A 21,389-nucleotide genomic window follows, 5' to 3' on the forward strand; every position below is an offset into this window, starting at 1 on the left:
TTGTGTTAATTGTTTTGCGGAAGAAATACAATCATTCCGGTTTTTGATGATTCTATTTATTTCTCCGGAAGAAATTCATTGGTGTAGCAGTCAGCTGCCGGGATTGCCTTGTCGATCACACCGTATTCTACCATGAAATCGGTGTAGTTATCCCAAACCTCATCCTTCATGACACCCCACTGGTCAGTATCTTCCATGTACTTGTCAGCCAGATATTCCTGGGATTTCTGAAGCAGTTCAGGGGAAGAATCCGGAGTATATTTGAGCAGGATCTCAGCGCTCTCATCCGGGTTTTCGATCGCATATTCATAGCCTTTTTCGGTGGCTGCGAGGAATTTTTCAACCATTTCCGGTTTGTTTTCGAGAGTATCATTGTTGGCAATGATGACCGGAGTATAGTAGTCGAGGCGGCTGTCAAGGTCGCGGACCGGCATATAGTGGATCGGAAAATCCGCCAGTTCACACTTGATATTATCCCAGCCTTCGAAGAACCACATCACATCGACTTTGTCCTTGAGTGCCTCAAAACCGGAACCGTCGGAGATAACCATGTTGAGCTTGGAGAAATCAGCGCCGTCCTGGGTCATAACGGCTTTCAGAACTGCCTCTTCACCCGGTCCGCCCCAGCCTGCGTAGGTCTTGCCCTCGAAATCCTTCGGGGAGTTGATGCCCTTGCCCTCATAGGTTGCAAAGCCGGAGGTATTGTGCTGGAGAATGGCTGCGATCGCCTTAATAGGAAGCGGATCGGCGGAAGTCAGGGCGATGGTGACGTCCTCCTGATAGCTGATGCCGAAATCGCCTTTTCCAACGGCAACGAGTGTCGCGGTTGCGCCCTCGGTCGGCTCTACGATGGAGACATTTAAACCAGCGTCTTTATAATAGCCCTGATCCAGTGCGACATACATACCTGTGTGGTTGGTGTTGGCAACGTAGTCCAGAATGACGGTAACATCTTCGAGATCCTTGGTATCATCGTCAGAGGCGGTATTATCAGCACTCTGGGCTGCATCGGATGCCTCGGTGTTGTCGGCAGCCTCGCTGGAAGCAGTGGAAGATGCGCCGGAGCAGCCAGCCAGAGAGCCAGCGGCGAGGCAGGCAGCGGTAAACAGTGCAGCAACAGATTTCTTTTTCATCATAAGTCCTCCTAAAAAATATAACTATTTGGCAGATTCACGCATGATTGCAGGAATCGTGCAAAAACCTAAGTTTTAATTTGCGTCATTTTTCAAATAAGGAAGTGCAAAATGCTGATAAATCCGGATGAGTCCATTCATGCACAGGCTCAGGATAATAATAATCAGAACGCAGGCGAAGACGCGATCCAGCATATAGCCATTTTTGACGCGTAGCAGATAATAGCCGAGTCCTTCCTGGGCACCGATCCATTCGCCGACAACGGCACCGCTGATGCTGTATGTCGCGGAAACCTTGAGACCGGATAAAAGCGCCGGAATCGCCGCCGGGATTTTGACTAACCGGTAGGCGGATAAACGGCTTGCCCCGTAAGAACGGACGAGATGAACGTATTCCTCATCGACCTGTGCCAGACCGTCGGAAAAGCTGACGGCGATCGGGAAGAAGCACATCAGGATAACGGTCAGGATTTTCGGCGCGATGCCAAATCCCATATAGATGATGAGAATCGGCGCCAGTACAATCATCGGAACCGTCTGTGTTACCACAAGAAGCGGGTAGATGCCCTGGCGGACCAGAGGAAAGCAGTCCATAAGGATGCCGAGCACGATCGCCAGAATCAGGGAGAGCAGGATGCCGATCACGGCTTCCATGACAGTTACTGCTGCATGATGGCTGAGCGTTGCAGATTCAGTAAAGAGCGACTGAATAACCTGCACCGGGGAAGGAAGTACGTAGAGTGGAATCGAAAATAACTTGCACGCCAGCTCCCAGATGACTAAAAGTGAGGCTAGAAACAAAATCGGAACGATCTTTTGTCCGCCCAGGGATTGTTTCGAACTGGAATTTTTTTTTGTTTTTGAAAAGTTCATAAAAGTCTCTCCCCTTCGCGTGAGTGCGCATCATTGGCACGTTAGTGCCTTAAAAAAAACGCCGGACAATATCCGGCGCTCAGGTGTCTCAAAATATCTGTCCCTACGTTGGCATTATCCAAATCAGGTTTCGGGTCGGAACTTTTGGTTCCCTCTCAGCCTGCATCACAAGCTCCCCATTATCGAAATGAATTGTAGCATGATTTGGAAAAAATAGCAATGGCAACTCTGGTTTTATGATTTATTTGCCCCGCCCATCTGCCGGCTCAGCATCCGCAGCATTTCCGCCTGCCGTTTCTGCGCTGGGGGCATTTGGTCTGTCAGGATCGAAAAAAGAGTGTCCATTTCTGAGGTTGAGAATTGAGGGGAACCGTTGCTGCCCCGGAGACTCATGAGAAGCGGCAGAAGCTTGTCTTGCGGCGTGTTTCTTGCCTGATCGGCTAACTGTTCCATCTGTTTTATTTTGTCAGGATCCATGGAGCGAAGTCTCGGATCCTGTTTCCAGTTTTGAAATTCCATAGTGTGTGCCTCCTGTCTGTTTGAAGTGGATGTGCCAGATGCACGGTCTGTGGGTTCTTTCTGTCTGCGGGAATATTTGGCTTGCGGGTAAAGGACAGATGCCGGAACAGCATCAGAATTGGGTGAATCATTCTGGATATCCTGCGAAGTCGGAAAGGATGCTGTCTGCGGCATATTTTGCCAGTAGGATTCATAGAGGCGGGAACCTTCGATAAAATTTAAGACCAGATCGATCGAACTTTGCTCTTCCTCTGTGCCATACGGCTTGATCGCTTTCAGCATATCAACCGGCGAATCCTTGTCGCGTTCGCCCACCGAGCAGATTCCGATCTCACCGTCGGCCGGATCAGCAAATAGCTGCATCGTCTTTTCTAGTTCGCGGAATTTCACAAACAGGGAGAAAAAACGCTGTTCCGGGATGTGAATATAGGGAAGCGCCGCCTTGACAAGCTGCATATGTGGGAGTGAGGTCAGGCGGTCTAACTCGGTCATTTTGAGAGAAACATCTTGGCTCACGAAAAAAACCTCCCAAATCTTTGTCTCAATATATGCAGATGAGAGGAAAAAAAGACGTTTTGGTTCACGGGTAGGCACTTTTGGAACCGAAAAAGAACGGGAATGTTTAAAGAAAAAAAGCTCCGGGATAGGAAAAACCACATATAGTATATTATAAAAATAAGAAAGAAAAGGATTCAGAACTATGAACACCCGGCTGATCATTGATGGAAATGCCGTTTATGAAATAGATGAAGACTGTCTCGCCTGCCGCGGACGGCGGACCGGATGCAGACACTGTGTGGAAACGGGTTCCCGCACCCGGGGACGAAGCACGCCTTTACAGAAAATGGAACCTGCCAGTGAAAAATCACAAACTCACAAATAAAGAAAGATGTGGTATAATGTAAAGAAAGAAATTCCCCTCATTCCAGCCTGCCCAGCCACTTCCTCATGAGGTGTCAGGGAAAGCTGGAATGGGGATACCGTAGCAGAGCTCCAGAGTCCTAAGACAAACTGGCTCACAACAACATTGCATCAGGAACTGAAAGGACGAATCCATATGAACCCATATAAAATCATGCTGGTAGATGACGAGGAGGAAGTACGGACAAGCATCATACGCAAAATCGACTGGCAGGATGCCGGATTCGAGGTGATCGGGGATGCGGAGAACGGGAAGGAAGCACTGGAAAAGATCGAGCAGAATGAGCCGGATGTTGTGCTGACAGACATCCGGATGCCATATATGGACGGGTTGGAGATGGCGGAGAATATACGGCAGAGATATCCGTCCATCAAGATCGTGATTTTTTCTGGTTTTGATGAATTTGAGTACGCAAAAAAGGCGATCAAGCTCAATGTGATCGAATATATTTTAAAGCCGGTCAATGTCGAAGAGCTGACGGCGATTTTAAAGAAAATCAAGAAAAATCTCGATGAGGAGATCGAGCAGAAGCGGAATGTTACCCTGCTTCGGGAGAGTTATATCAAGAGCCTTCCGGCGCTCCGGGAACATTTTTTGAATGACCTGATTCAAGGCGGCATGGAGGAAACGCAGATTGAGGAAAAACTGAACGAATATGCGATCGACGTTGCGGGTGCGGTCAAATGGGTGATTGCGGCGATCCATCTGGAACCGGATGAGAAGGTGGACAAGGCGGTTTCGCTGCACCAGCAGCGGGAGCTGATTCCGATCTCCGTCCGCAATCTGATTGAGGAAAAACTGGAAGGGCAGTACCGTTTTATTGTGTTCCATTCTTCCTTTGAGACGATCCTTCTGGTGGCGATCGACAAAGACAATACACAGACCGGGCTGATTGCCCTGCTGGGCGATATCTGCAAGGAGACGAAGAAAATTCTGGAGGTATCGGTTACGATCGGCGTGGGCGAGAGCTGCAGTTCGCTGACGGATTTAAGCCGCCCGTGCCACACTGCACTCAATGCGCTCGGTTACCGTGCGATCACGGGTTCCGGCGGCGTGATCTGCATCGGCGATATGGAGCCGTCCGGGCATGAAAAACTCCGGTTCGACAGCCGGATGGAGTCGGAGCTTATAGCGGCAGTCAAGTTTGGACCGGAGGAAAAGATCCGTTCCGTGATAGACGGGATTGTGAGCCGGATGGAGGATGCGCGGGTGCATTATCGCCAGTATCAGGCGTATGTGCTTGCGATCATCAATGTGCTGACACAGCTCTCCCAGCAGTATGATCTGCGGATCAGCGAGATGTTTGGCGTGGAAAATGATTATTTCGAGATTCTGGGGCGTGTCCAGAAGATGGAGAATGTCCGCCCGTACCTGACCGAGGTGGCGCTCAAGATGAATGCCGGAATGGAAGAAGAGCGGAGCAATACGACAAAAAATGTGATCCGCGAGGCGAAGCAGTACATTCAGGACAATTTTCAAGATCCGGATCTGTCGGTGGAGAAGATCTGCCGCCATCTGCATATGAGCCCGGCGTATTTTTCAACGATGTTTAAGAAGGAGACGGGACAGGCGTACATCGCCTATCTGACCGATGTCCGGCTGGGGCGCGCGGTCGAGCTTCTGATGGCAACTGACGACAAGACGTATATCATCGCGGAAAAGGTCGGCTACCCGGAGCAGAACTATTTCAGTTACGTATTTAAGAAAAAATTCGGTGTTTCCCCGACGCGGTACCGCACGGCACACCGGAGTGGGGAGGCATAATGGGTAAAAAAAGGACGATCTGGAAGAAAAAGCTCTTTGACGACGCCAGCATCCGGTCGATGATCTTTATCTATTTTACGATCACGGCGCTGGCGGCGAGCGTGCTGATCTCCCTGTCGCTGTACCAGAGAATGTCACGGCAGGTCACGGAAGTAGTACAGGAGGAGAGCCAGAACCTGATCGCGCAGGTGGGACGCTCTGTGGAGTCGTACCTCCGCACGATCATGAAGCTGTCCGACTCGCTTTATTATGGCACGATCAAGAATGCTGATCTGTCGAGCCAGTCGCTTGGAAGTGAATTTACGCTTCTCTACGATAATAATAAGGATAATGTGGAGAATATTGCCCTGTTTTCGGAGGATGGGGCGCTTCTGGAGGCAGTCCCGGCGGTGCGTCTGAAAAATGAGGTGGATGTGACGCAGGAAGAATGGTTCCGGAGCGCCTTAAACCGGACGGAAAACTTGCATTTTTCCCTGCCGCACGTACAGTATGTGTTTGACAATGCGGAAAATCAATACCGATGGGTCATTTCGCTGTCGCGGGCGGTCGAGCTGACACACGGAACCTCGACCTCGCAGGGCGTCCTTCTGGTTGATATCCGCTATTCGAGCCTGGAACAGCTCTTTGGCGGCATCACGACGGGGCGCGGCGGTTATTTCTATATGATCAGCGGAAATGGCGAGATTCTTTACCATCCGCAGATGCAGCTTCTGGATTCCGGCTGGGTACAGGAGAACAATGGACGGGCAGCCGGCTATTCGGACGGAAATCATGAGGAGATATTTGCCGGAAAAAAGCGGATGGCGACGGTCAAGACGATCGGCTACACGGGCTGGAAGGTGGTCGGGGTGACGCCGGAAAATGCCGTGTCGCTCAATACGATCAAAACCAGGCTTTTTATCGTATTTGTCATTGCCCTCATTTTGTGCATTCTGGCTCTGATTAACTCTTATATTTCATCGAGGATCACGAATCCGATCCGCGAGCTGGAAAAATCGGTCGGCGTCCTGGAGGCGGGCAATTTAAGCGCACCTGTGTACATCGGCGGTTCGTATGAGATCCGCCATCTGGGAAAATCGATCAGTGATATGGCGGGACAGATCCGCCTCCTGATGCAGGATATTGTGCGTGAGCATGAGGCAAAACGAAAGCAGGAGTTTGACACGCTGCAGTCGCAGATCAATCCGCATTTCCTCTATAATACGCTCGATATCATTGTCTGGATGATTGAAAATGAGCAGAAAACGGAGGCGGTCAAGGTGGTAACGGCGCTGGCGCGGTTCTTCCGTATCAGTTTAAGCCGCGGCAAGAGCTTAATTACTGTGAAGGATGAGCTGGAACACGTCCGGAACTACCTGATGATCCAGCAGATGCGGTTTAAAAATAAGTTTACCTACACGATCGAGTCAGATGATGAGGTTTTGGAACTTGCAAGTTTAAAACTGATGCTGCAGCCGCTGGTGGAGAATGCGATCTACCATGGCATGGAATATATGGACGGCGACGGCGAGATCTTCGTGCGCGCCTGGCAGGAGGAAAAAGAGCTGTATCTGGAGGTGCGGGACAATGGGCTTGGCATGACGGAGGAACAGGTCGAGAGCCTCTTTACCGATACGGCGCACGTGGCATCCAAGCGCGGATCCGGCATCGGGGTACGCAATGTCAACGAGCGGATCAAGCTGTATTTCGGCGCGGAATACGGTCTTTCGATCGAGTCGGAGCCGGATGAGGGAACCGCGGTGAAGATTCATCTTCCGGCAGTGCCTTACGAAAAAGTGCTGGAAGAGAAAAAGGTGTAAAAGTGGGGGCGACAGATCAATGCGATATGGAGTGAGAAAAAAAAAGGAGCTGGTGTTCTGGGGAATCCTGTGTGTGGGACTTATTTTGCTGTATCTCCTTTCCTCCACGGACTGGATCATCAAGGAAAAAGAGGTGGAGGTCTACCCGGTGTCCCTGATTATCAGCGATACTTCGGATGATGATTACGTCAACTTCCGCAAGGGCGTGGATCAGGCGGCGGTTGAGTATAATGTAGATGTCAGCTTTATTACCCTGTATGAAAAGGATAATCTGGCACAGCAGATGGAGCTGGTGCGCCGGGAAGCGGCAGACGGTGCCGGGGCAGTGATACTGGAGCCGGTTGATGAGCTGGAATGCCGCCAATATCTGGAAGAAAATACATATGGAACGCCCATTATCCTGCTGGGCGAATTATCACCGGATGAGGAGGTCAAGGGGGCGGTTCATATGGACTGGACGGCAGCCGGGAGAAAGCTTGGCGAGGCGATTACGGCGGAACAGAGCCCCGATCTTCCTGTCTGGATCTTTGCAGATAACCCATATATCGGCAAGGCGGGGGAGATGAAACAGGGGCTGACGGAGGTACTGGAAAAACAGGGCTTTTCCTATACCATTGTGCCGCGCGGCACCGATGATACTTACCGTTCCGTCATTGAAAAAACAGTTTATCCGGGCAGCGGCACGGCGGTGGTGGCGGCACTGGATTTCGCCAGCACAGCGGAGGCGGCGGAGATTGTCGGCGGAAGCAGCGTGTACGGAAAATACATTTCCGGGCTGTACGGCGTCGGGATGATGCCGTCCCTGCTGGATCAGCTTGACAAGGGGACAATCCGGGGGCTGGTGGTGACGAACCAGTTTGACGCGGGCTATTTTGCGGTCCAAAAAGCAGTGCAGGCGATTGAAAAAGAGCAGGAGAGAAGCCAGCTTTCACTGGAATCCTACTATATAGAGAAGGATGAGCTGCGGTCAAAGAAATATGAGAAGATGCTGTACCCGATTGATTAAAAATCTGGGAAGGGGGTATAGAGAAATGAAAAAAAGCGGAAAAAGCATTCAGATGGTGCTGGCGCTTCTGGCAGCGGGCACACTTCTTTTAAATGGATGCAGCGCGGCAAAACCGGCAGAAAAAAAGAGCATCCGTATCGGCGTGACGCTGTACCGGGGCGACGATGCCTTTATCAACAATATCCGTTCCAGTCTGGAGGAAAAGGCGAAGGAATATGAGCAGCAGACGGGCATCAAGGTTAATCTGGAAATCATGGATCCGAAGGGAAACCAAAATACGCAGAACAGTCAGGTAGATCGTTTCCTTTCTCTGGAATACGATGCGATCTGCGTTAATATGGTGGATCGCTCGGCGGCATCGTATGTCATCAACAAGGCGATGGATGCCGGGACGCCGGTCGTATTTTTCAACCGCGAACCGGTCGAGGAGGACATGAAACGATGGGAGCACCTCTATTATGTAGGGGAGGACGCGCGGGAATCGGCGGTTCTGCAGGGAGAACTTCTGGTGGATGCGTATCAGGAAAATCCAGGCAGTCTTGATTTAAATGAGGATGGAACCGTGGGATATGTGATGTTGGAGGGCGAGCGCAGCCATCAGGATTCGCTGATCCGCACAGAGTGGTCGGTACAGACGATGCGCGACGGAGATATTCCGCTGGAAAAACTGACCGGTGGTTCGGCAAACTGGGATAGGAGCCAGGCGGCGGCGCTGATGGAACAGTGGATCCGCCAGTTCGGGGATGCGATCGAGGTGGTGATCTGCAACAACGATGAGATGGCGCTCGGAGCTGCCGAGGCGCTTGAACGCGCTGGTGACACAAGGGGCGTGAAGGTGGTCGGCATCGACGGGACTCCGCAGGGAATCGAGGGGCTTAAGAGCGGAAAACTGTATGGAACAGTCCAGTGCGACAGCGACGAGTATGCAGAAGTGATTTTTGAGATAGCTGCTGCCGAGGCACTTGGTCAAAATGTACAGGAAAAGGTTGAATTAGAGGACGGAACCTATTATCAATGCAGTCAGAAAGCGTTGACTGTTGCTGATTTACCATAAAATCCCACAGTTTTACACCGGAAAAATAAGAATATGTGAATAAAATCACAAAGAATCTAAAAAAAATTTATATAAGAACCAAGAAAATCATATGGAAAAGTGTACAAACGATCCGTATAATAAAGGTGTCGATAAGAAAAAATGACGAATCGGCGAAACTGTATAATATGTGTATGCGGAAAATTTAACTGTTCGGTGGATCCGGACAGCACAAACGGATACGCAGGTTTAAGGGAGGACAAATATTATGAAACTGAAAAAAGTAGCAGCACTTGGTCTGGCAACTGCAATGGCATTTTCTGTAACCGCTTGCTCCAGCAGCAAACCGGCAGAGACAACTGCAGCAGCAGAGGAAGCAGAGACAACCGCAGCAGCAGACGGCGAGGCTGTTAAAGAAGCTGTTGAGGGCAAAGACCCGGCAGAAGTTAAAGTTGGTATTTCCATTTATCAGTTCGCTGATAACTTCATGACACTTTATAGAAACGAGCTTCAGAACTACTTAGTAAACGAGCTTGGCTTAAAGGCAGAGAACATCTCCATCATGGATGGTAAGAATGACCAGTCCGAGCAGATGAACCAGATCCGTAACTTCGTTACACAGGGATTTGACGTTATGATCGTAAACCTGGTACAGGCTTCTTCCGAGCCGGATGTTACCAACATCTGCAACGAAGCAGGTATCCCGGTTGTTTACATCAACCGTGAGCCGGATGCTGAGAGAGAAGAGGCTTGGGTAACGGATGGTATCAAAGCTACTTATGTAGGTGCTGATGCTAGACAGTCCGGTACATACCAGGGCGAAGAGATCGCTGAGCTTGAGAACAAGGGCGATGCAGACGGCGACGGCGTTGTTCGTTACATCATGGTTCAGGGTGATCCGGAGAACGTAGATGCTCAGTACAGAACCGAGAAATCCATCGAGAGACTGTCTCAGGATATCGAAGTAGAAGAGCTGACCAAACAGCGTGGTGACTGGGATCAGACCAAAGGTCAGGAGATCACAGCAAACGCTCTGTCCCAGTATGGTGACAAGATCGATGTTGTATTCTGCAACAACGATGCAATGGCACTTGGCGCTCTGCAGGCAATCGAAGCAGCTGGCAGAACTGTAAACAAAGACATCTACTTAGTAGGCGTTGATGCTCTGGTAGAGGTTGTTGAGAACGTTATGAACGACAAGATGACCGGTACCGTATTCAACGATTACTTCGGACAGGCTCACAAAGCAGCAGATGTAGCTCTTGATTTCGTAAACGGCAAAGATGTTGACAACGTATACATGGTAGACTATGTAAAAGTTACACCAGAGAATGCTTCCGAGATTCTGGAACTCATTAAATAATTCTTGTAACAATCTACTGTTTCCGCGAGGGGATAGATAAAAATGTGTCGGGTGTGTCCAGTTGGCACACCCGATTTTATGAAAGGAGAGAATGGGATGGCAGAGTACAGATTGGAGATGCGCGGGGTATCGAAAAGTTTCCCTGGCGTTAAGGCTCTGGACAAGATAAATCTCAAAGTTCGTCCCGGTACCGTCCATGCACTGATGGGAGAGAACGGCGCCGGTAAATCCACCCTGATGAAATGTCTGTTCGGCATTTATCATATGGATGAAGGAGAGGTCTATCTGGACGGGGAAAAAGTAGAGATCCACAATCCGGATGAAGCCCTTCACAAAGGACTGGCAATGGTACATCAGGAGCTGCAGCCGATACCTGAGAGAACGGTAGCAGAGAATATGTACACCGGCCGTTACCCGACGAAGAAATTTGGACCGATTCAGGTGATCGACCATAAGAAGATGTTTGAAGAGACAGCAAAATGGCTGGACGATGTTAAGATGCCTTATGACCCGAAGGCAAAACTGGGAACCATGTCCATCGCCCAGATGCAGTCTGTAGAGATTGCCAAGGCTGTATCCTTAAATGCCAGAGTTGTAATTCTGGACGAGCCGACTTCCTCCTTAACGGATAATGAGGTAGAGGCACTTTTCCGCATTGTCCGTGACCTGAAATCAAGAGGTGTATCCCTCATCTATATTTCCCATAAGATGGCGGAGATTCGTGAGATTTGTGATGATATTACCATCATGCGAGACGGTACCTATGTCGGTTCCTGGCATATGGACGAGATTTCGGATGATGAGATCGTCAAACAGATGGTTGGTCGTGAGCTGACCAACATTTATCCTCCAAAGAATGATACGAAGGCAGGAGAGGTGCTTTTGGATGTCAGAGGATATTCCAGTATCCATGACCGTTCGTTCCAAGATTGCTCCTTTACCCTGAGACGAGGCGAGATCCTCGGTTTCGGCGGTCTGGTAGGCGCACAGAGAACGGAGCTGATGGAAGGTATCTTCGGTATGCGCCATATCAAATCCGGAGAAGTTTACATCAAAGGAAAGAAAATGAACATTAAGCGTCCGCAGGATGCGATCCGCGGCGGTATCGGCATGATTACCGAGGACCGGCGTGGTACGGGTATCTTGGGATGTCTGTCCATTGCAGATAATGTATCAATTTCCTCCCTGGATCAGTATTTACATTATGGTATCAAACTGAATAAGAAGAAGATTGAGCAGCTTGTCAAGGATAATGTGGCGAAGCTTTCAATCAAGACACCGAGCAGTAAGACACTGATTCAGTCACTTTCAGGCGGTAACCAGCAGAAGGTTCTGATTTCCCGCTGGCTGGCCAACAACCCGGATATCCTCATCATGGATGAGCCGACCCGTGGTATCGACGTTGGTGCCAAGTACGAGATCTACCAGATCATGATTGACCTGGCAAAACAGGGCAAAGGTATCATCATGATTTCATCTGAGATGCCGGAGCTGATTGGTATGTCGAACCGTATCCTTGTTATGTGTAATGGTCACATTACCGGCGAGGTACAGGGTGAGGAAGCAACTCAGGAGCGTATCATGAGCTACGCGACTAAGTTCTAAAGGAGGAAGAGAGAATGGATAAGAAACAACTGAATGTAAAAGATATATTGATCAATAACGGTATCGTTATTCTGATCCTGTTGATGGTTCTCTTTGTTGGTGTAACAAAACAGAACTTCTTCAGCCGTAGCAACTTTAGCAACATTTCCATCAACGTAGCATGCCGTTTCATCATCGCAGTCGGCGTATCCGGCTGTCTGATTACGAAAGGTACCGACCTTTCTGCAGGTCGTCTGGTTGGACTTTCTGCCTGCCTGGCAGGTACTCTGCTCCAGAAGAGTGATTACAGCGGACATTTTGAGCTGACCAAGGGATTTGGTGAGCAGAACGTATGGCTGATTCTCCTTATCTGTGTCGCCATCAGCTGTGTATTTGGTCTTATTAATGGTATCGTAGTTGCTTACCTGAACGTACCGGCCTTCATCGGCACCTTGGGTATGCAGATGATCGTTTACGGTATCAACCTGGTTTATACCAAATCTGTACCGTTAGGCGGTTATCGTCAGGATTACACCATTATCGCAAATGGTAACTTCTTTGGTATTCCGTACCTGTTCATCATTGCATTTGTCATCGGCGCGATCATGTGGTTCGTATTTAACTACACCCGCCATGGTAAATATATGTATGCAATCGGCGGCAACGAGGCAGCAGCAGAGGTTGCTGGTGTAAATGTTAAGAAAACCAAGATCATCATCTATGTAACAGCTACTGCACTGTATGCCATCGCTGGTTTCCTTCTGGGAGCTAAGTCCGGTGGTGCCGGTGTAAATACCGGTAACGGTTACGAGCTGGAGGCTATTGCAGCTTGTACCATCGGTGGTGTATCTGTAAACGGTGGTATCGGACGTATCTCCGGTGTTATCATCGGTGTACTCGTATTCGAGTTCTTAAAGACCTGTCTGCAGTTCCTTGGCATCGACCCGAACTACCAGTATATTGCACAGGGTATCGTTATCGTTGTTGCGATTGCACTGGATATCCGTAAGTACATTGCGAAGAAGTAATCTGGCTGTGTGAATTGCAGCGCGGAAATGTGTCTGGAAGGTGCATAGGTAAAGATTTTAAAATGGATTTGAAAATCCCCTGCCATGGATGTGTGGCGGGGGATTTTTTGTAATGTTCATTTTTAGGGGGCTTGTAGAGATAAACGATCAGCGTTTTCTTTGGACAGGAAAACGATTTTTGGATTGCTTGAACCTATTTTTATGGATATAATAGGAGAAGAGGCTGTTCGGGATGAACAGCGGAGAAAACAAGCCATATTCTGAAAGGAAAAAGAATGAGCGAAAACGAAATGCTGAACAAGAAAGAAACGCTGGAAGAGGCATTGGGCGAAGAGATTGAGGCGGTGAAGGGAACGGTGGAAGAAGCCGCAGAAAATGCTGCCGATAAAACCCTTGAGGATCTCGAAGCTGAAAACGAAAAACTCCGCCAGGAATTGGAACTTATGAAGGAAAAGACTGTCAAAGAACGCATCTACGATCATGTGCATGTGTCCGTGCGGACGATGGATATTTTTATTGGCGTGATGGTGGTGCTGTTTGTGGTGGTTGTGGTGCTGGGAATTTTGAATAAATAGTGAGGGGGAATCATGTACCATGGAAATTGAACGCAAATATTTAATTACTCACATTCCATTTGATATAGCCGGATACCCCTTCCACCAGATCGAGCAGGCATATCTAAGCACTGCTCCGGTCGTGCGTGTCCGTCAGGAGGATGACACCTATTATTTGACCTACAAATCCAAAGGACTGATGGCGCGGGAGGAATACAATCTGCCGCTGACGAAGGAATCCTATGAGCATCTCCGCTCGAAGGCTGACGGCAGGATTCTGACGAAAAAGCGTTATCTGATTCCGATGGAAGGAACGGAGTACACGATTGAGCTGGACATTTTTTTAGGTGAATATGAGGGATTGAAGCTGGCGGAGGTTGAATTTCCAAGTGAGGAAGCCGCACTTGCCTTTGTGCCGCCGGAATGGTTCGGGCGCGAGGTGACGTTTACGGGCGAGTACCAGAACAGCCGTCTGGTGCTGGCGGAAAACCTGGTATTAAAAACGAAAGAATAAAAACGAAAGAACAATACAAAGGTATATTATTAATGATAAAACAAGTAATGAATTGGATCAAAACACACCGCTACTGTCTGGCAGGACTCTATATGCTGGTGTTTCTGTCAGGATTTTTTCTGCTGGAGCTGCATGAACCATCGGATGTTCATATTATACACTGTGCGGTCGATGACCTGATACCGTTTAATGAATGGTTTGTACTGCCGTATTTTCTGTGGTACGCGTGGGTGCCGGTGTTTATGATTTATTTTATGATCAAGGATCGGGAGGCATATCTGAGACTTTGCTTTGTGATGTTTGCAGGAGCAACCTTTTGCTTATTTGTCTACCTGCTGGCACCAAACGGTTTAAATCTGCGGCAGGAGATCACATCACAGAATTTCTGCGCGCAGATTGTGCGGTTTCTGCGGAGTGTGGATCCGCCGAACAATGTCTGCCCGTCGATCCATGTATCGAGCACTGTGGCGGTGTATCTGACGATCTGCCACGCGGCAAGTGTGCGGAACAAGAAACCGATCCGTACACTTTCGTGGATTGTCACGATTCTGATTTGTCTTTCAACCATGTTCATCAAACAGCATTCGCTGGTCGATGTGCTCTGTGGCTGGATTTTGAGCCTGATTCTTGACGAGATAGTGAATGTGTGGGTGCTAGTAAAGGCATTTTCAAAAGGAAAAAATGATTGCTTTGTGGAAAACAAATAAGTAATTTAATATAAAAAGTGTTATAAAAACAAAGAACAGGAGGAAATAATCATGGCTGTAGTATACGCATTTTTAGCAGATGGACTGGAAGAAGTGGAATGTCTGGCGACGGCGGACGTGCTGATCCGCGCGGGTGTGAAGGTAAAATTGGTTTCGATTACGGGTAAAAAAGAGGTGAAGGGCGCACATGGATTTGGCATTCATGCAGACACCCTGCTGCATGAGATTGATCCGATGAAAGCGGATCTTCTGTTTCTTCCGGGCGGTATGCCGGGAACGAAAAATCTGATGGCGTGCAAACCGCTCTGCGATGCACTGGTGCAGGCAGATGCTGCTGGAAAGCGCCTGGCAGCGATCTGTGCGGCTCCGAGCATTCTGGGGCAGCTGGGGCTTTTGAAGGACAAGAAGGCAACCTGCTATCCGGGCTTTGAGGATGCCCTGACCGGTGCGAAGCTGACGGGTGCGGGCGTTGTGACGGACGGCAATATCACAACGGCGCGTGGACTTGGATATGCGCTGGATCTGGGAATTGAGCTGGCATCGCTCTTAGTCGATCGCCCGGTAGCATTACAGGTCAAAGATTCAATTCAGTATGACCAGGTGTAGTTTCAACTAAAAAACACACAGAAAATACATCAAAAATGGCATAAAACCCACCTAAAACCACTCATAAACCCGCAAAAAGTGAACGCAAAATTATATTTTCCGCTAGTATTTAGCACGCAAATATGCTATAATGCTATCTTGAAGTGTAACGCCCGGTAGAATGGCGGTTCACATATAGAAGCAAGGAGGACCCCTTAAAATGAGTTTACAGGTAGAAAAATTAGAGAAGAACATGGCAAAGCTGACCATCGAAGTTCCGGCTGAAGAGTTTGATGCAGCAATCAAAAATGCGTACAACAAGAACAAAAACAAATTCAGCATCCCGGGATTCCGTAAAGGTAAAGCACCGTTAGCTATGCTGGAGAAGATGTATGGCGCTGGCATTTTCTATGAGGATGCAGCAAACGAAGTGATCGACGCATCTTATCCGAAGGCAGCAGAGGAGAGCAAGGAAGAGATCGTTTCCACTCCGGAGATCAAAGTGACTCAGATCGAAAAAGGTAAGGCATTCATCTACGAGGCAACCGTAGCTCTGAAACCGGAAGTAACTCTGGGCGAGTACAAAGGCGTAGAAGTTAAGAAGGCAGAAGCTGTTGTGACAGACGAGGATGTAGAGAACGAGCTGACTGCAGCACGTAAGAAAAACGGCAGACTGATCGACGTAGAAGACGGCACAATCGAGGACGGCGACAACACGATCATCGACTTCACCGGCTACATTGATGACAAGACATTTGACGGCGGCGCTGGTACAGATTATCCGCTGGTAATCGGTTCCCATTCCTTCATCGAGGGCTTTGAGGATCAGTTAATCGGCAAGAAAAAAGGCGAGACCTGTGACGTAAACGTTACTTTCCCGGCTGAGTACCATGCAGATGAGCTGGCTGGCAAACCGGCTAAGTTCGTTGTAACCATCAAAGAAGTTAAGAGAAACGAGCTTCCGGAGCTGAACGATGAGTTCGCAAGCGAAGTATCTGATTTCGATACTCTGGATGAGTACAAAGCAGACATCCGCAAGAAACTGCAGGAGAAGAAAGAGCAGGACGCTAAAGTAGAGAACGAGAACAACGTAATCGAAAAAGTAGTTGAGAACGCTCAGATGGAACTGCCGCAGCCGATGGTTGACACTCAGGCAAGAGAGATGGTAGAGAACTACGCTCGCCGTCTGCAGAGCCAGGGCTTAAACATCAACGATTACATGAAATATACCGGCATGACACCGGAGAAGCTGATGGAGCAGATGCGTCCGGAAGCAGAGAAGAGAATCAAGACCAGACTGGTTCTTGAGAAAGTAGTTGAAGTTGAGAACGTAGAAGTTTCCGATGAGAAGCTTGACGAGCAGATCAACGAGATCGCAGCATCCTACAAACTGGAAGGCGCTAAGCTGAAAGAAATGATGGGTGAGCGCGAGAAAGAGCAGATCCGTGAGGACCTGAAAGTTCAGGCAGCGATCGATTTACTGGTAGAGCAGGCAAAGCTTGCTTAATTAAACCGATAAAAGCGAATACTGAAATACGGCAGAATTCTATGATGTCCTAAGGCATCATAGAATTTTTGCCATAAACATTCATTCTCAATTATAGGAGGAAGAATCATGAGTTTAGTACCTTATGTCCTTGAATCCACCAGCCGCGGCGAGCGGACGTATGACATCTACTCCCGTCTGCTTAAAGATCGTATCATTTTCCTGGGAGAGGAAGTAAATGATGTGACAGCCAGCCTGGTTGTAGCACAGCTTCTGTTCCTGGAGGCAGAGGATCCGAATAAGGATATCAGCTTATATATCAACAGCCCGGGCGGTTCTGTTACCGCAGGTATGGCGATCTATGACACGATGAATTATATCAAATGTGATGTATCTACCATCTGTCTGGGTATGGCAGCCAGCATGGGCGCATTCCTGCTTTCCGGCGGTACCAAAGGAAAGAGATATGCACTTCCGAACGCAGAAGTGATGATTCACCAGCCATCCGGCGGCGCGAGAGGACAGGCAACCGAGATCCAGATCGTAGCGGAGAATATTCTTCGTACCAAGAAGAAATTAAACGAGATTCTGGCAGCCAATACAGGCCAGCCGTATGACGTGATCGTGCGTGATACAGAGCGTGATAATTACATGACAGCAGAGCAGGCGAAAGAGTATGGTCTGATTGATTGTGTCATTACCAACCACTAATTAGATTTCTGGATGGAATAATAGAAAGGAACAAGGTGGAAGTATGCCAGGCAGAACAGACGACAAAATACGCTGCTCATTTTGCGGCAAGACACAGGATCAGGTTAGAAAACTGATCGCTGGCACAGATAATGTATATATCTGCGATGACTGTATCGAACTCTGCTCGGAGATTCTGGAAGAGGAATTTGCCGATCAGGAAAAAGGACCGGATTTCAGCGGAATCAACCTGCTGAAGCCGAAGGAAATCAAAGAATTTCTCGATGAGTATGTCATCGGACAGGACGACGCCAAGAAGGTGCTCTCCGTAGCGGTTTATAACCATTACAAGAGAGTTATGTCCAAGTCCACGCAGGATGTAGAGCTTCAGAAGAGCAACATCCTGATGCTCGGACCGACCGGTTCCGGTAAGACATACCTGGCGCAGACGCTGGCGAAGATCTTAAATGTACCGTTTGCCATCGCGGATGCGACCACTCTGACCGAGGCTGGATATGTCGGCGAGGATGTAGAGAACATTCTCTTGAAGATCATCCAGGCGGCTGATTACGACGTCAGCAAGGCAGAGTACGGCATCATTTATATTGATGAGATTGATAAAATTACGAAGAAGTCTGAAAATGTATCTATCACCCGCGATGTATCGGGCGAGGGTGTACAGCAGGCGCTTTTAAAGATTCTGGAAGGAACCATTGCCAGTGTTCCTCCGCAGGGCGGCAGAAAGCATCCGCAGCAGGAACTGATTCAGATCGATACGACCAACATCCTGTTCATCTGCGGCGGTGCATTTGACGGTCTGGAGAAGATCATCGACAGCCGTTTAGGTGCCGGTTCCATCGGATTTAACTCCGATATTGTGGATCGTAAGCATCAGGATATCGATGAGCTTCTGAAACAGGTAATGCCGCAGGATCTGACGAAGTTTGGTCTGATTCCGGAGTTTATCGGTCGTGTGCCAATCACGGTATCGCTCCAGACGCTCAATGAGGAGGCGCTGGTTCGCATTTTAAGAGAGCCGAAGAATGCACTGATCAAGCAGTATCAGGCGCTTCTCGATCTGGACGGCGTAAAGCTGGAGTTCACGGATGATGCGCTGATGGCGATCGCCCACATGGCAGTCGAGAGAAAGACGGGAGCCAGAGGACTTCGTTCTATCATGGAGTCCCTGATGATGGATACCATGTATGAGATTCCGTCCGATTCCACGATCGGCATCTGCACGATTACCAAAGACGTAGTCGAGGGAAAGAGTGCGCCGGAGCTGGTATATCGCGACAATACGGTGCCCCGCAAGTCTTTTACAGGACGTTCTAAGAAAGACAGAACCGGCGAGATTGCGTAAATGTAAAGGAAAATAAATGCAGCAGCTTGAGAATGGCGGCTGTTAAGGGGGTCTGTGAGATGGCGAACTGCCATAGGCAGACCCCTGTTTTTCTTTTCACAGGAAATAACGATACATTTGATTAAGAAAGATAAAGGTGTTATGGAAGATAAGAAACTGACAATGCCGATGATCGCGCTGCGCGGACTGACCGTGCTGCCGCAGATGACGGTAAATTTCGATATCATCCGGGATAAATCCATCGCGGCGGTGGAGCAGGCGATGGTGGGCGATCAGCGAGTATTTCTGGCGACGCAGAAGCAGCCGGATGAGGTGATCCCGGATATTGATGGGATTTTTCAGGTAGGAACGATTGGCTACGTGAAACAGCTTGTCAAGATGCCGGGCGGCATGGTGCGCGTCACGGTGGAAGGGCAGGAGAGAGCCGAGCTTCTGGAGATGGAGAAGGGCGGGGCATGCTGCACTGCGATCGTGGAGATTCTGGATCCGGTCGAGGACGATCTGGACACGATTCAGAAAGAGGCGATGCTCCGGATTCTGAAAGAAAAGCTGGAAGAATACGGAAAATTAAATGTGGCAGCGGGACGTGAAGTATTAAGTCCGTTGATCGCACAGCCAGATCTGACCGAATTAATGAACCAGATATCAGCCCAGTTCCCGTGGAACTATGAAGCGCGCCAGTCGGTACTGGAATGCCGGACGCTGACGGAGATGTATGAGACAGAGCTGCAGCTTCTGCTGACGGAATTAGAGGTTTATCGCGTGAAACGCGAGTTTCAGACGAAGGTAAAGGCGGCGCTGGATAAAAATCAGCGTGATTATATTCTGCGGGAGCAGCTGCGTGTGATCCGGGAGGAGCTGGGAGAGGAAAATCCGGTTTCTGATGCGGATGAGATGAAGGAACAGTTGAAGAAGATCAAAGCCAGCGTGGAAGTAAAGGAGCGGATCCGCAAGGAGATCAACCGTTTCCAGAATATGCCGGCTGGCAGCCAGGATGCGAATGTGATCCGGACATATCTGGAAACGGTGCTGGAACTGCCGTGGAACAAAATGACGAAGGATAACGCGAGCCTGAAGCATGCGGAAGAGATTCTGGAAGCCGACCATTATGGTCTGGAAAAGGTCAAAGAGCGCATGCTGGAATACCTGGCAGTCCGCATCCTGACGAAGAAGGGCACCAGCCCGATCCTTTGCCTGGTGGGACCGCCTGGAACCGGTAAAACTTCGATCGCCCGCTCGATTGCGAAGGCGATGGGACGCAAATATGTCCGCATTAGCCTGGGCGGCGTGCGCGACGAGGCGGAGATCCGCGGTCACAGAAAGACCTACGTCGGCGCGATGCCGGGACGCATCGTGGAAGGGCTCAAGCAGGCAGGGGTTGCCAATCCGCTGATGCTGCTGGATGAGATCGACAAAGTCAGCAGCGATTATAAGGGAGATACATCCTCGGCGCTCTTAGAGGTGCTGGACAGCGAGCAGAATGTGAAATTCCGCGACCATTATGTGGAGATCCCGATTGACCTGTCGGAGGTATTATTTATCGCGACGGCGAATACAACGCAGACGATCCCTGGACCGTTGCTGGACCGTATGGAGCTGATTGAAGTCAATAGTTACACGGAAAATGAAAAATATCACATTGCAAAAGACTATCTGATTCCGAAACAGCTGGAGAAGAATGGCCTTTCGAAGGAACAGTTAAATATCACGGGTTCGGCGCTGGAGAAAATGATTCACAGCTACACCAGGGAATCTGGAGTCAGGAATCTGGAGCGCCGGGTTGGCGATATCTGCCGCAAGGCAGCCAGAGAGGTGCTGGAGAAGAAGAAACCGTCGATCCGCGTGACAGAGCGGAATCTGGATCATTATCTGGGACGCGAGAAAGTCTTCTTCGATGCAGCCGGAAATGAGGCACAGGTTGGTATCGTGCGCGGTCTGGCGTGGACGAGCGTCGGCGGCGATACACTGCAGATCGAGGTCAATGTCATGCCGGGCAAAGGCGTGCTGCAGATGACGGGTCAGATGGGCGATGTCATGAAGGAGTCGGCGCAGATTGCACTGACCTATGTGCGTTCGGTTGCATCTGATTACGGCGTGAAGGAGAACTATTTTGAGAAACACGATATTCACCTGCATATTCCGGAGGGCGCGGTGCCGAAGGATGGTCCGTCGGCCGGAATCACGATGGCAACGGCGATGCTGTCGGCGGTGACAGGACGGAAGGTACTGCCGCGTGTGGCGATGACCGGCGAGGTAACGCTGCGCGGTCATGTGCTGATGATCGGCGGTCTGAAAGAAAAACTGCTCGCAGCCCGCATGGCGCAGGTGGAAAAGGTACTGGTACCGGCGAAAAATCAGCCGGATGTCGAGGAACTTTCGAAAGAAATCACGAAAGGAATGGAGATCGTATACATCAAGGAGATGAACGAAGTCATCCGAGAGGCATTTGTACCGGAGAAATAGCGG

General features: G+C 49.5%; 18 protein-coding genes and 1 riboswitch. Of the genes, 15 read left to right on the forward strand and 3 right to left on the reverse strand.

Features of this window, described 5'->3' with window-relative positions:
* Nucleotides 1-56: 56 nt before the first annotated feature.
* The 3 genes from PUQ60_RS05950 to PUQ60_RS05960 form a co-directional block, all read right to left on the reverse strand.
* Nucleotides 57-1,133, reverse strand: a complete 1,077-nt coding sequence (locus PUQ60_RS05950) for an ABC transporter substrate-binding protein (RefSeq protein WP_273380694.1) — start codon at nucleotides 1,131-1,133, stop codon at nucleotides 57-59.
* A gap of 75 nt (nucleotides 1,134-1,208) precedes the next feature.
* Complete coding sequence (locus PUQ60_RS05955) at nucleotides 1,209-2,006, reverse strand: ABC transporter permease (RefSeq protein WP_273380693.1); 798 nt, start codon at nucleotides 2,004-2,006, stop codon at nucleotides 1,209-1,211.
* 83 nt (nucleotides 2,007-2,089) lie between these two features.
* Nucleotides 2,090-2,195, reverse strand: a riboswitch (TPP riboswitch).
* Between the two features lie 45 nt (nucleotides 2,196-2,240).
* Complete coding sequence (locus tag PUQ60_RS05960; RefSeq protein WP_273400830.1) at nucleotides 2,241-3,041, reverse strand: hypothetical protein; 801 nt, start codon at nucleotides 3,039-3,041, stop codon at nucleotides 2,241-2,243.
* A gap of 541 nt (nucleotides 3,042-3,582) precedes the next feature.
* On the opposite strand from PUQ60_RS05960, the gene PUQ60_RS05965 reads away from it, so the two are divergent.
* From PUQ60_RS05965 to lon, 15 genes are all read left to right on the forward strand, one after another.
* Nucleotides 3,583-5,211 (forward strand): response regulator, encoded by a 1,629-nt coding sequence (locus PUQ60_RS05965; RefSeq protein WP_022359238.1) that lies wholly within the window; start codon nucleotides 3,583-3,585, stop codon nucleotides 5,209-5,211.
* The gene (locus PUQ60_RS05970; protein WP_273380691.1) at nucleotides 5,211-7,010 is read left to right on the forward strand and encodes a sensor histidine kinase; all 1,800 of its coding nucleotides are present in this window, start codon (nucleotides 5,211-5,213) and stop codon (nucleotides 7,008-7,010) included. The genes PUQ60_RS05965 and PUQ60_RS05970 overlap by 1 nt, the downstream gene beginning before the upstream one ends.
* A gap of 31 nt (nucleotides 7,011-7,041) precedes the next feature.
* Nucleotides 7,042-8,016 carry a substrate-binding domain-containing protein gene (locus tag PUQ60_RS05975; RefSeq protein WP_273380689.1) on the forward strand — a complete coding sequence of 325 codons (975 nt, stop codon included), beginning with the start codon at nucleotides 7,042-7,044 and terminating at the stop codon, nucleotides 8,014-8,016.
* 25 nt (nucleotides 8,017-8,041) lie between these two features.
* Nucleotides 8,042-9,070, forward strand: coding sequence for a galactose ABC transporter substrate-binding protein (locus PUQ60_RS05980; protein WP_287895791.1), 1,029 nt, complete (start codon nucleotides 8,042-8,044; stop codon nucleotides 9,068-9,070).
* A gap of 247 nt (nucleotides 9,071-9,317) precedes the next feature.
* Nucleotides 9,318-10,412: a substrate-binding domain-containing protein gene (locus PUQ60_RS05985; RefSeq protein ID WP_273380687.1), complete on the forward strand. Its 1,095-nt coding sequence runs from the start codon at nucleotides 9,318-9,320 to the stop codon at nucleotides 10,410-10,412.
* A 96-nt stretch (nucleotides 10,413-10,508) separates the two neighbouring features.
* Nucleotides 10,509-12,017, forward strand: a complete 1,509-nt coding sequence (locus tag PUQ60_RS05990) for a sugar ABC transporter ATP-binding protein (RefSeq protein ID WP_022359233.1) — start codon at nucleotides 10,509-10,511, stop codon at nucleotides 12,015-12,017.
* 14 nt (nucleotides 12,018-12,031) lie between these two features.
* Nucleotides 12,032-13,024 (forward strand): hypothetical protein, encoded by a 993-nt coding sequence (locus PUQ60_RS05995; protein ID WP_022359232.1) that lies wholly within the window; start codon nucleotides 12,032-12,034, stop codon nucleotides 13,022-13,024.
* A gap of 275 nt (nucleotides 13,025-13,299) precedes the next feature.
* Nucleotides 13,300-13,599 (forward strand): hypothetical protein, encoded by a 300-nt coding sequence (locus tag PUQ60_RS06000; protein ID WP_022359231.1) that lies wholly within the window; start codon nucleotides 13,300-13,302, stop codon nucleotides 13,597-13,599.
* A gap of 19 nt (nucleotides 13,600-13,618) precedes the next feature.
* Complete coding sequence (locus PUQ60_RS06005) at nucleotides 13,619-14,092, forward strand: CYTH domain-containing protein (protein WP_273380669.1); 474 nt, start codon at nucleotides 13,619-13,621, stop codon at nucleotides 14,090-14,092.
* Between the two features lie 47 nt (nucleotides 14,093-14,139).
* Nucleotides 14,140-14,799 carry a phosphatase PAP2 family protein gene (locus tag PUQ60_RS06010; RefSeq protein WP_273380671.1) on the forward strand — a complete coding sequence of 220 codons (660 nt, stop codon included), beginning with the start codon at nucleotides 14,140-14,142 and terminating at the stop codon, nucleotides 14,797-14,799.
* Between the two features lie 51 nt (nucleotides 14,800-14,850).
* Nucleotides 14,851-15,405: a DJ-1 family glyoxalase III gene (locus PUQ60_RS06015; protein WP_022359228.1), complete on the forward strand. Its 555-nt coding sequence runs from the start codon at nucleotides 14,851-14,853 to the stop codon at nucleotides 15,403-15,405.
* A 199-nt stretch (nucleotides 15,406-15,604) separates the two neighbouring features.
* Nucleotides 15,605-16,891 (forward strand): trigger factor, encoded by a 1,287-nt coding sequence (tig, locus tag PUQ60_RS06020; protein ID WP_273380674.1) that lies wholly within the window; start codon nucleotides 15,605-15,607, stop codon nucleotides 16,889-16,891.
* 108 nt (nucleotides 16,892-16,999) lie between these two features.
* Nucleotides 17,000-17,581 carry an ATP-dependent Clp endopeptidase proteolytic subunit ClpP gene (gene clpP / locus PUQ60_RS06025; protein ID WP_022359226.1) on the forward strand — a complete coding sequence of 194 codons (582 nt, stop codon included), beginning with the start codon at nucleotides 17,000-17,002 and terminating at the stop codon, nucleotides 17,579-17,581.
* 43 nt (nucleotides 17,582-17,624) lie between these two features.
* Nucleotides 17,625-18,923 (forward strand): ATP-dependent Clp protease ATP-binding subunit ClpX, encoded by a 1,299-nt coding sequence (gene clpX / locus PUQ60_RS06030; protein ID WP_117795072.1) that lies wholly within the window; start codon nucleotides 17,625-17,627, stop codon nucleotides 18,921-18,923.
* 141 nt (nucleotides 18,924-19,064) lie between these two features.
* A complete protein-coding gene (lon, locus tag PUQ60_RS06035; RefSeq protein ID WP_273380683.1) occupies nucleotides 19,065-21,386 on the forward strand; it encodes an endopeptidase La in 2,322 nt (773 codons plus the stop codon).
* Nucleotides 21,387-21,389 lie beyond the last annotated feature (3 nt).

Origin of the sequence: Clostridium sp. AF02-29, assembly GCF_934835585.1 — a bacterium.
Classification (GTDB): Bacteria; Bacillota; Clostridia; order Lachnospirales; family Lachnospiraceae; genus Otoolea; species Otoolea fessa.

Bases quoted from the DNA above. Each gene is read 5' to 3' on its own strand.
- tig (WP_273380674.1), top strand. From the start codon at position 15,605: ATGAGTTTACAGGTAGAAAAATTAGAGAAGAACATGGCAAAGCTGACC.
- PUQ60_RS05985 (WP_273380687.1), top strand. From the start codon at position 9,318: ATGAAACTGAAAAAAGTAGCAGCACTTGGTCTGGCAACTGCAATGGCA.
- PUQ60_RS06010 (WP_273380671.1), top strand. From the start codon at position 14,140: ATGAATTGGATCAAAACACACCGCTACTGTCTGGCAGGACTCTATATG.
- clpP (WP_022359226.1), top strand. From the start codon at position 17,000: ATGAGTTTAGTACCTTATGTCCTTGAATCCACCAGCCGCGGCGAGCGG.
- PUQ60_RS06000 (WP_022359231.1), top strand. From the start codon at position 13,300: ATGAGCGAAAACGAAATGCTGAACAAGAAAGAAACGCTGGAAGAGGCA.
- PUQ60_RS05965 (WP_022359238.1), top strand. From the start codon at position 3,583: ATGAACCCATATAAAATCATGCTGGTAGATGACGAGGAGGAAGTACGG.
- PUQ60_RS05995 (WP_022359232.1), top strand. From the start codon at position 12,032: ATGGATAAGAAACAACTGAATGTAAAAGATATATTGATCAATAACGGT.
- lon (WP_273380683.1), top strand. From the start codon at position 19,065: ATGGAAGATAAGAAACTGACAATGCCGATGATCGCGCTGCGCGGACTG.
- PUQ60_RS05950 (WP_273380694.1), bottom strand. From the start codon at position 1,133: ATGAAAAAGAAATCTGTTGCTGCACTGTTTACCGCTGCCTGCCTCGCC.
- PUQ60_RS05990 (WP_022359233.1), top strand. From the start codon at position 10,509: ATGGCAGAGTACAGATTGGAGATGCGCGGGGTATCGAAAAGTTTCCCT.
- PUQ60_RS06005 (WP_273380669.1), top strand. From the start codon at position 13,619: ATGGAAATTGAACGCAAATATTTAATTACTCACATTCCATTTGATATA.
- PUQ60_RS05980 (WP_287895791.1), top strand. From the start codon at position 8,042: ATGAAAAAAAGCGGAAAAAGCATTCAGATGGTGCTGGCGCTTCTGGCA.
- PUQ60_RS05955 (WP_273380693.1), bottom strand. From the start codon at position 2,006: ATGAACTTTTCAAAAACAAAAAAAAATTCCAGTTCGAAACAATCCCTG.
- clpX (WP_117795072.1), top strand. From the start codon at position 17,625: ATGCCAGGCAGAACAGACGACAAAATACGCTGCTCATTTTGCGGCAAG.
- PUQ60_RS05970 (WP_273380691.1), top strand. From the start codon at position 5,211: ATGGGTAAAAAAAGGACGATCTGGAAGAAAAAGCTCTTTGACGACGCC.
- PUQ60_RS06015 (WP_022359228.1), top strand. From the start codon at position 14,851: ATGGCTGTAGTATACGCATTTTTAGCAGATGGACTGGAAGAAGTGGAA.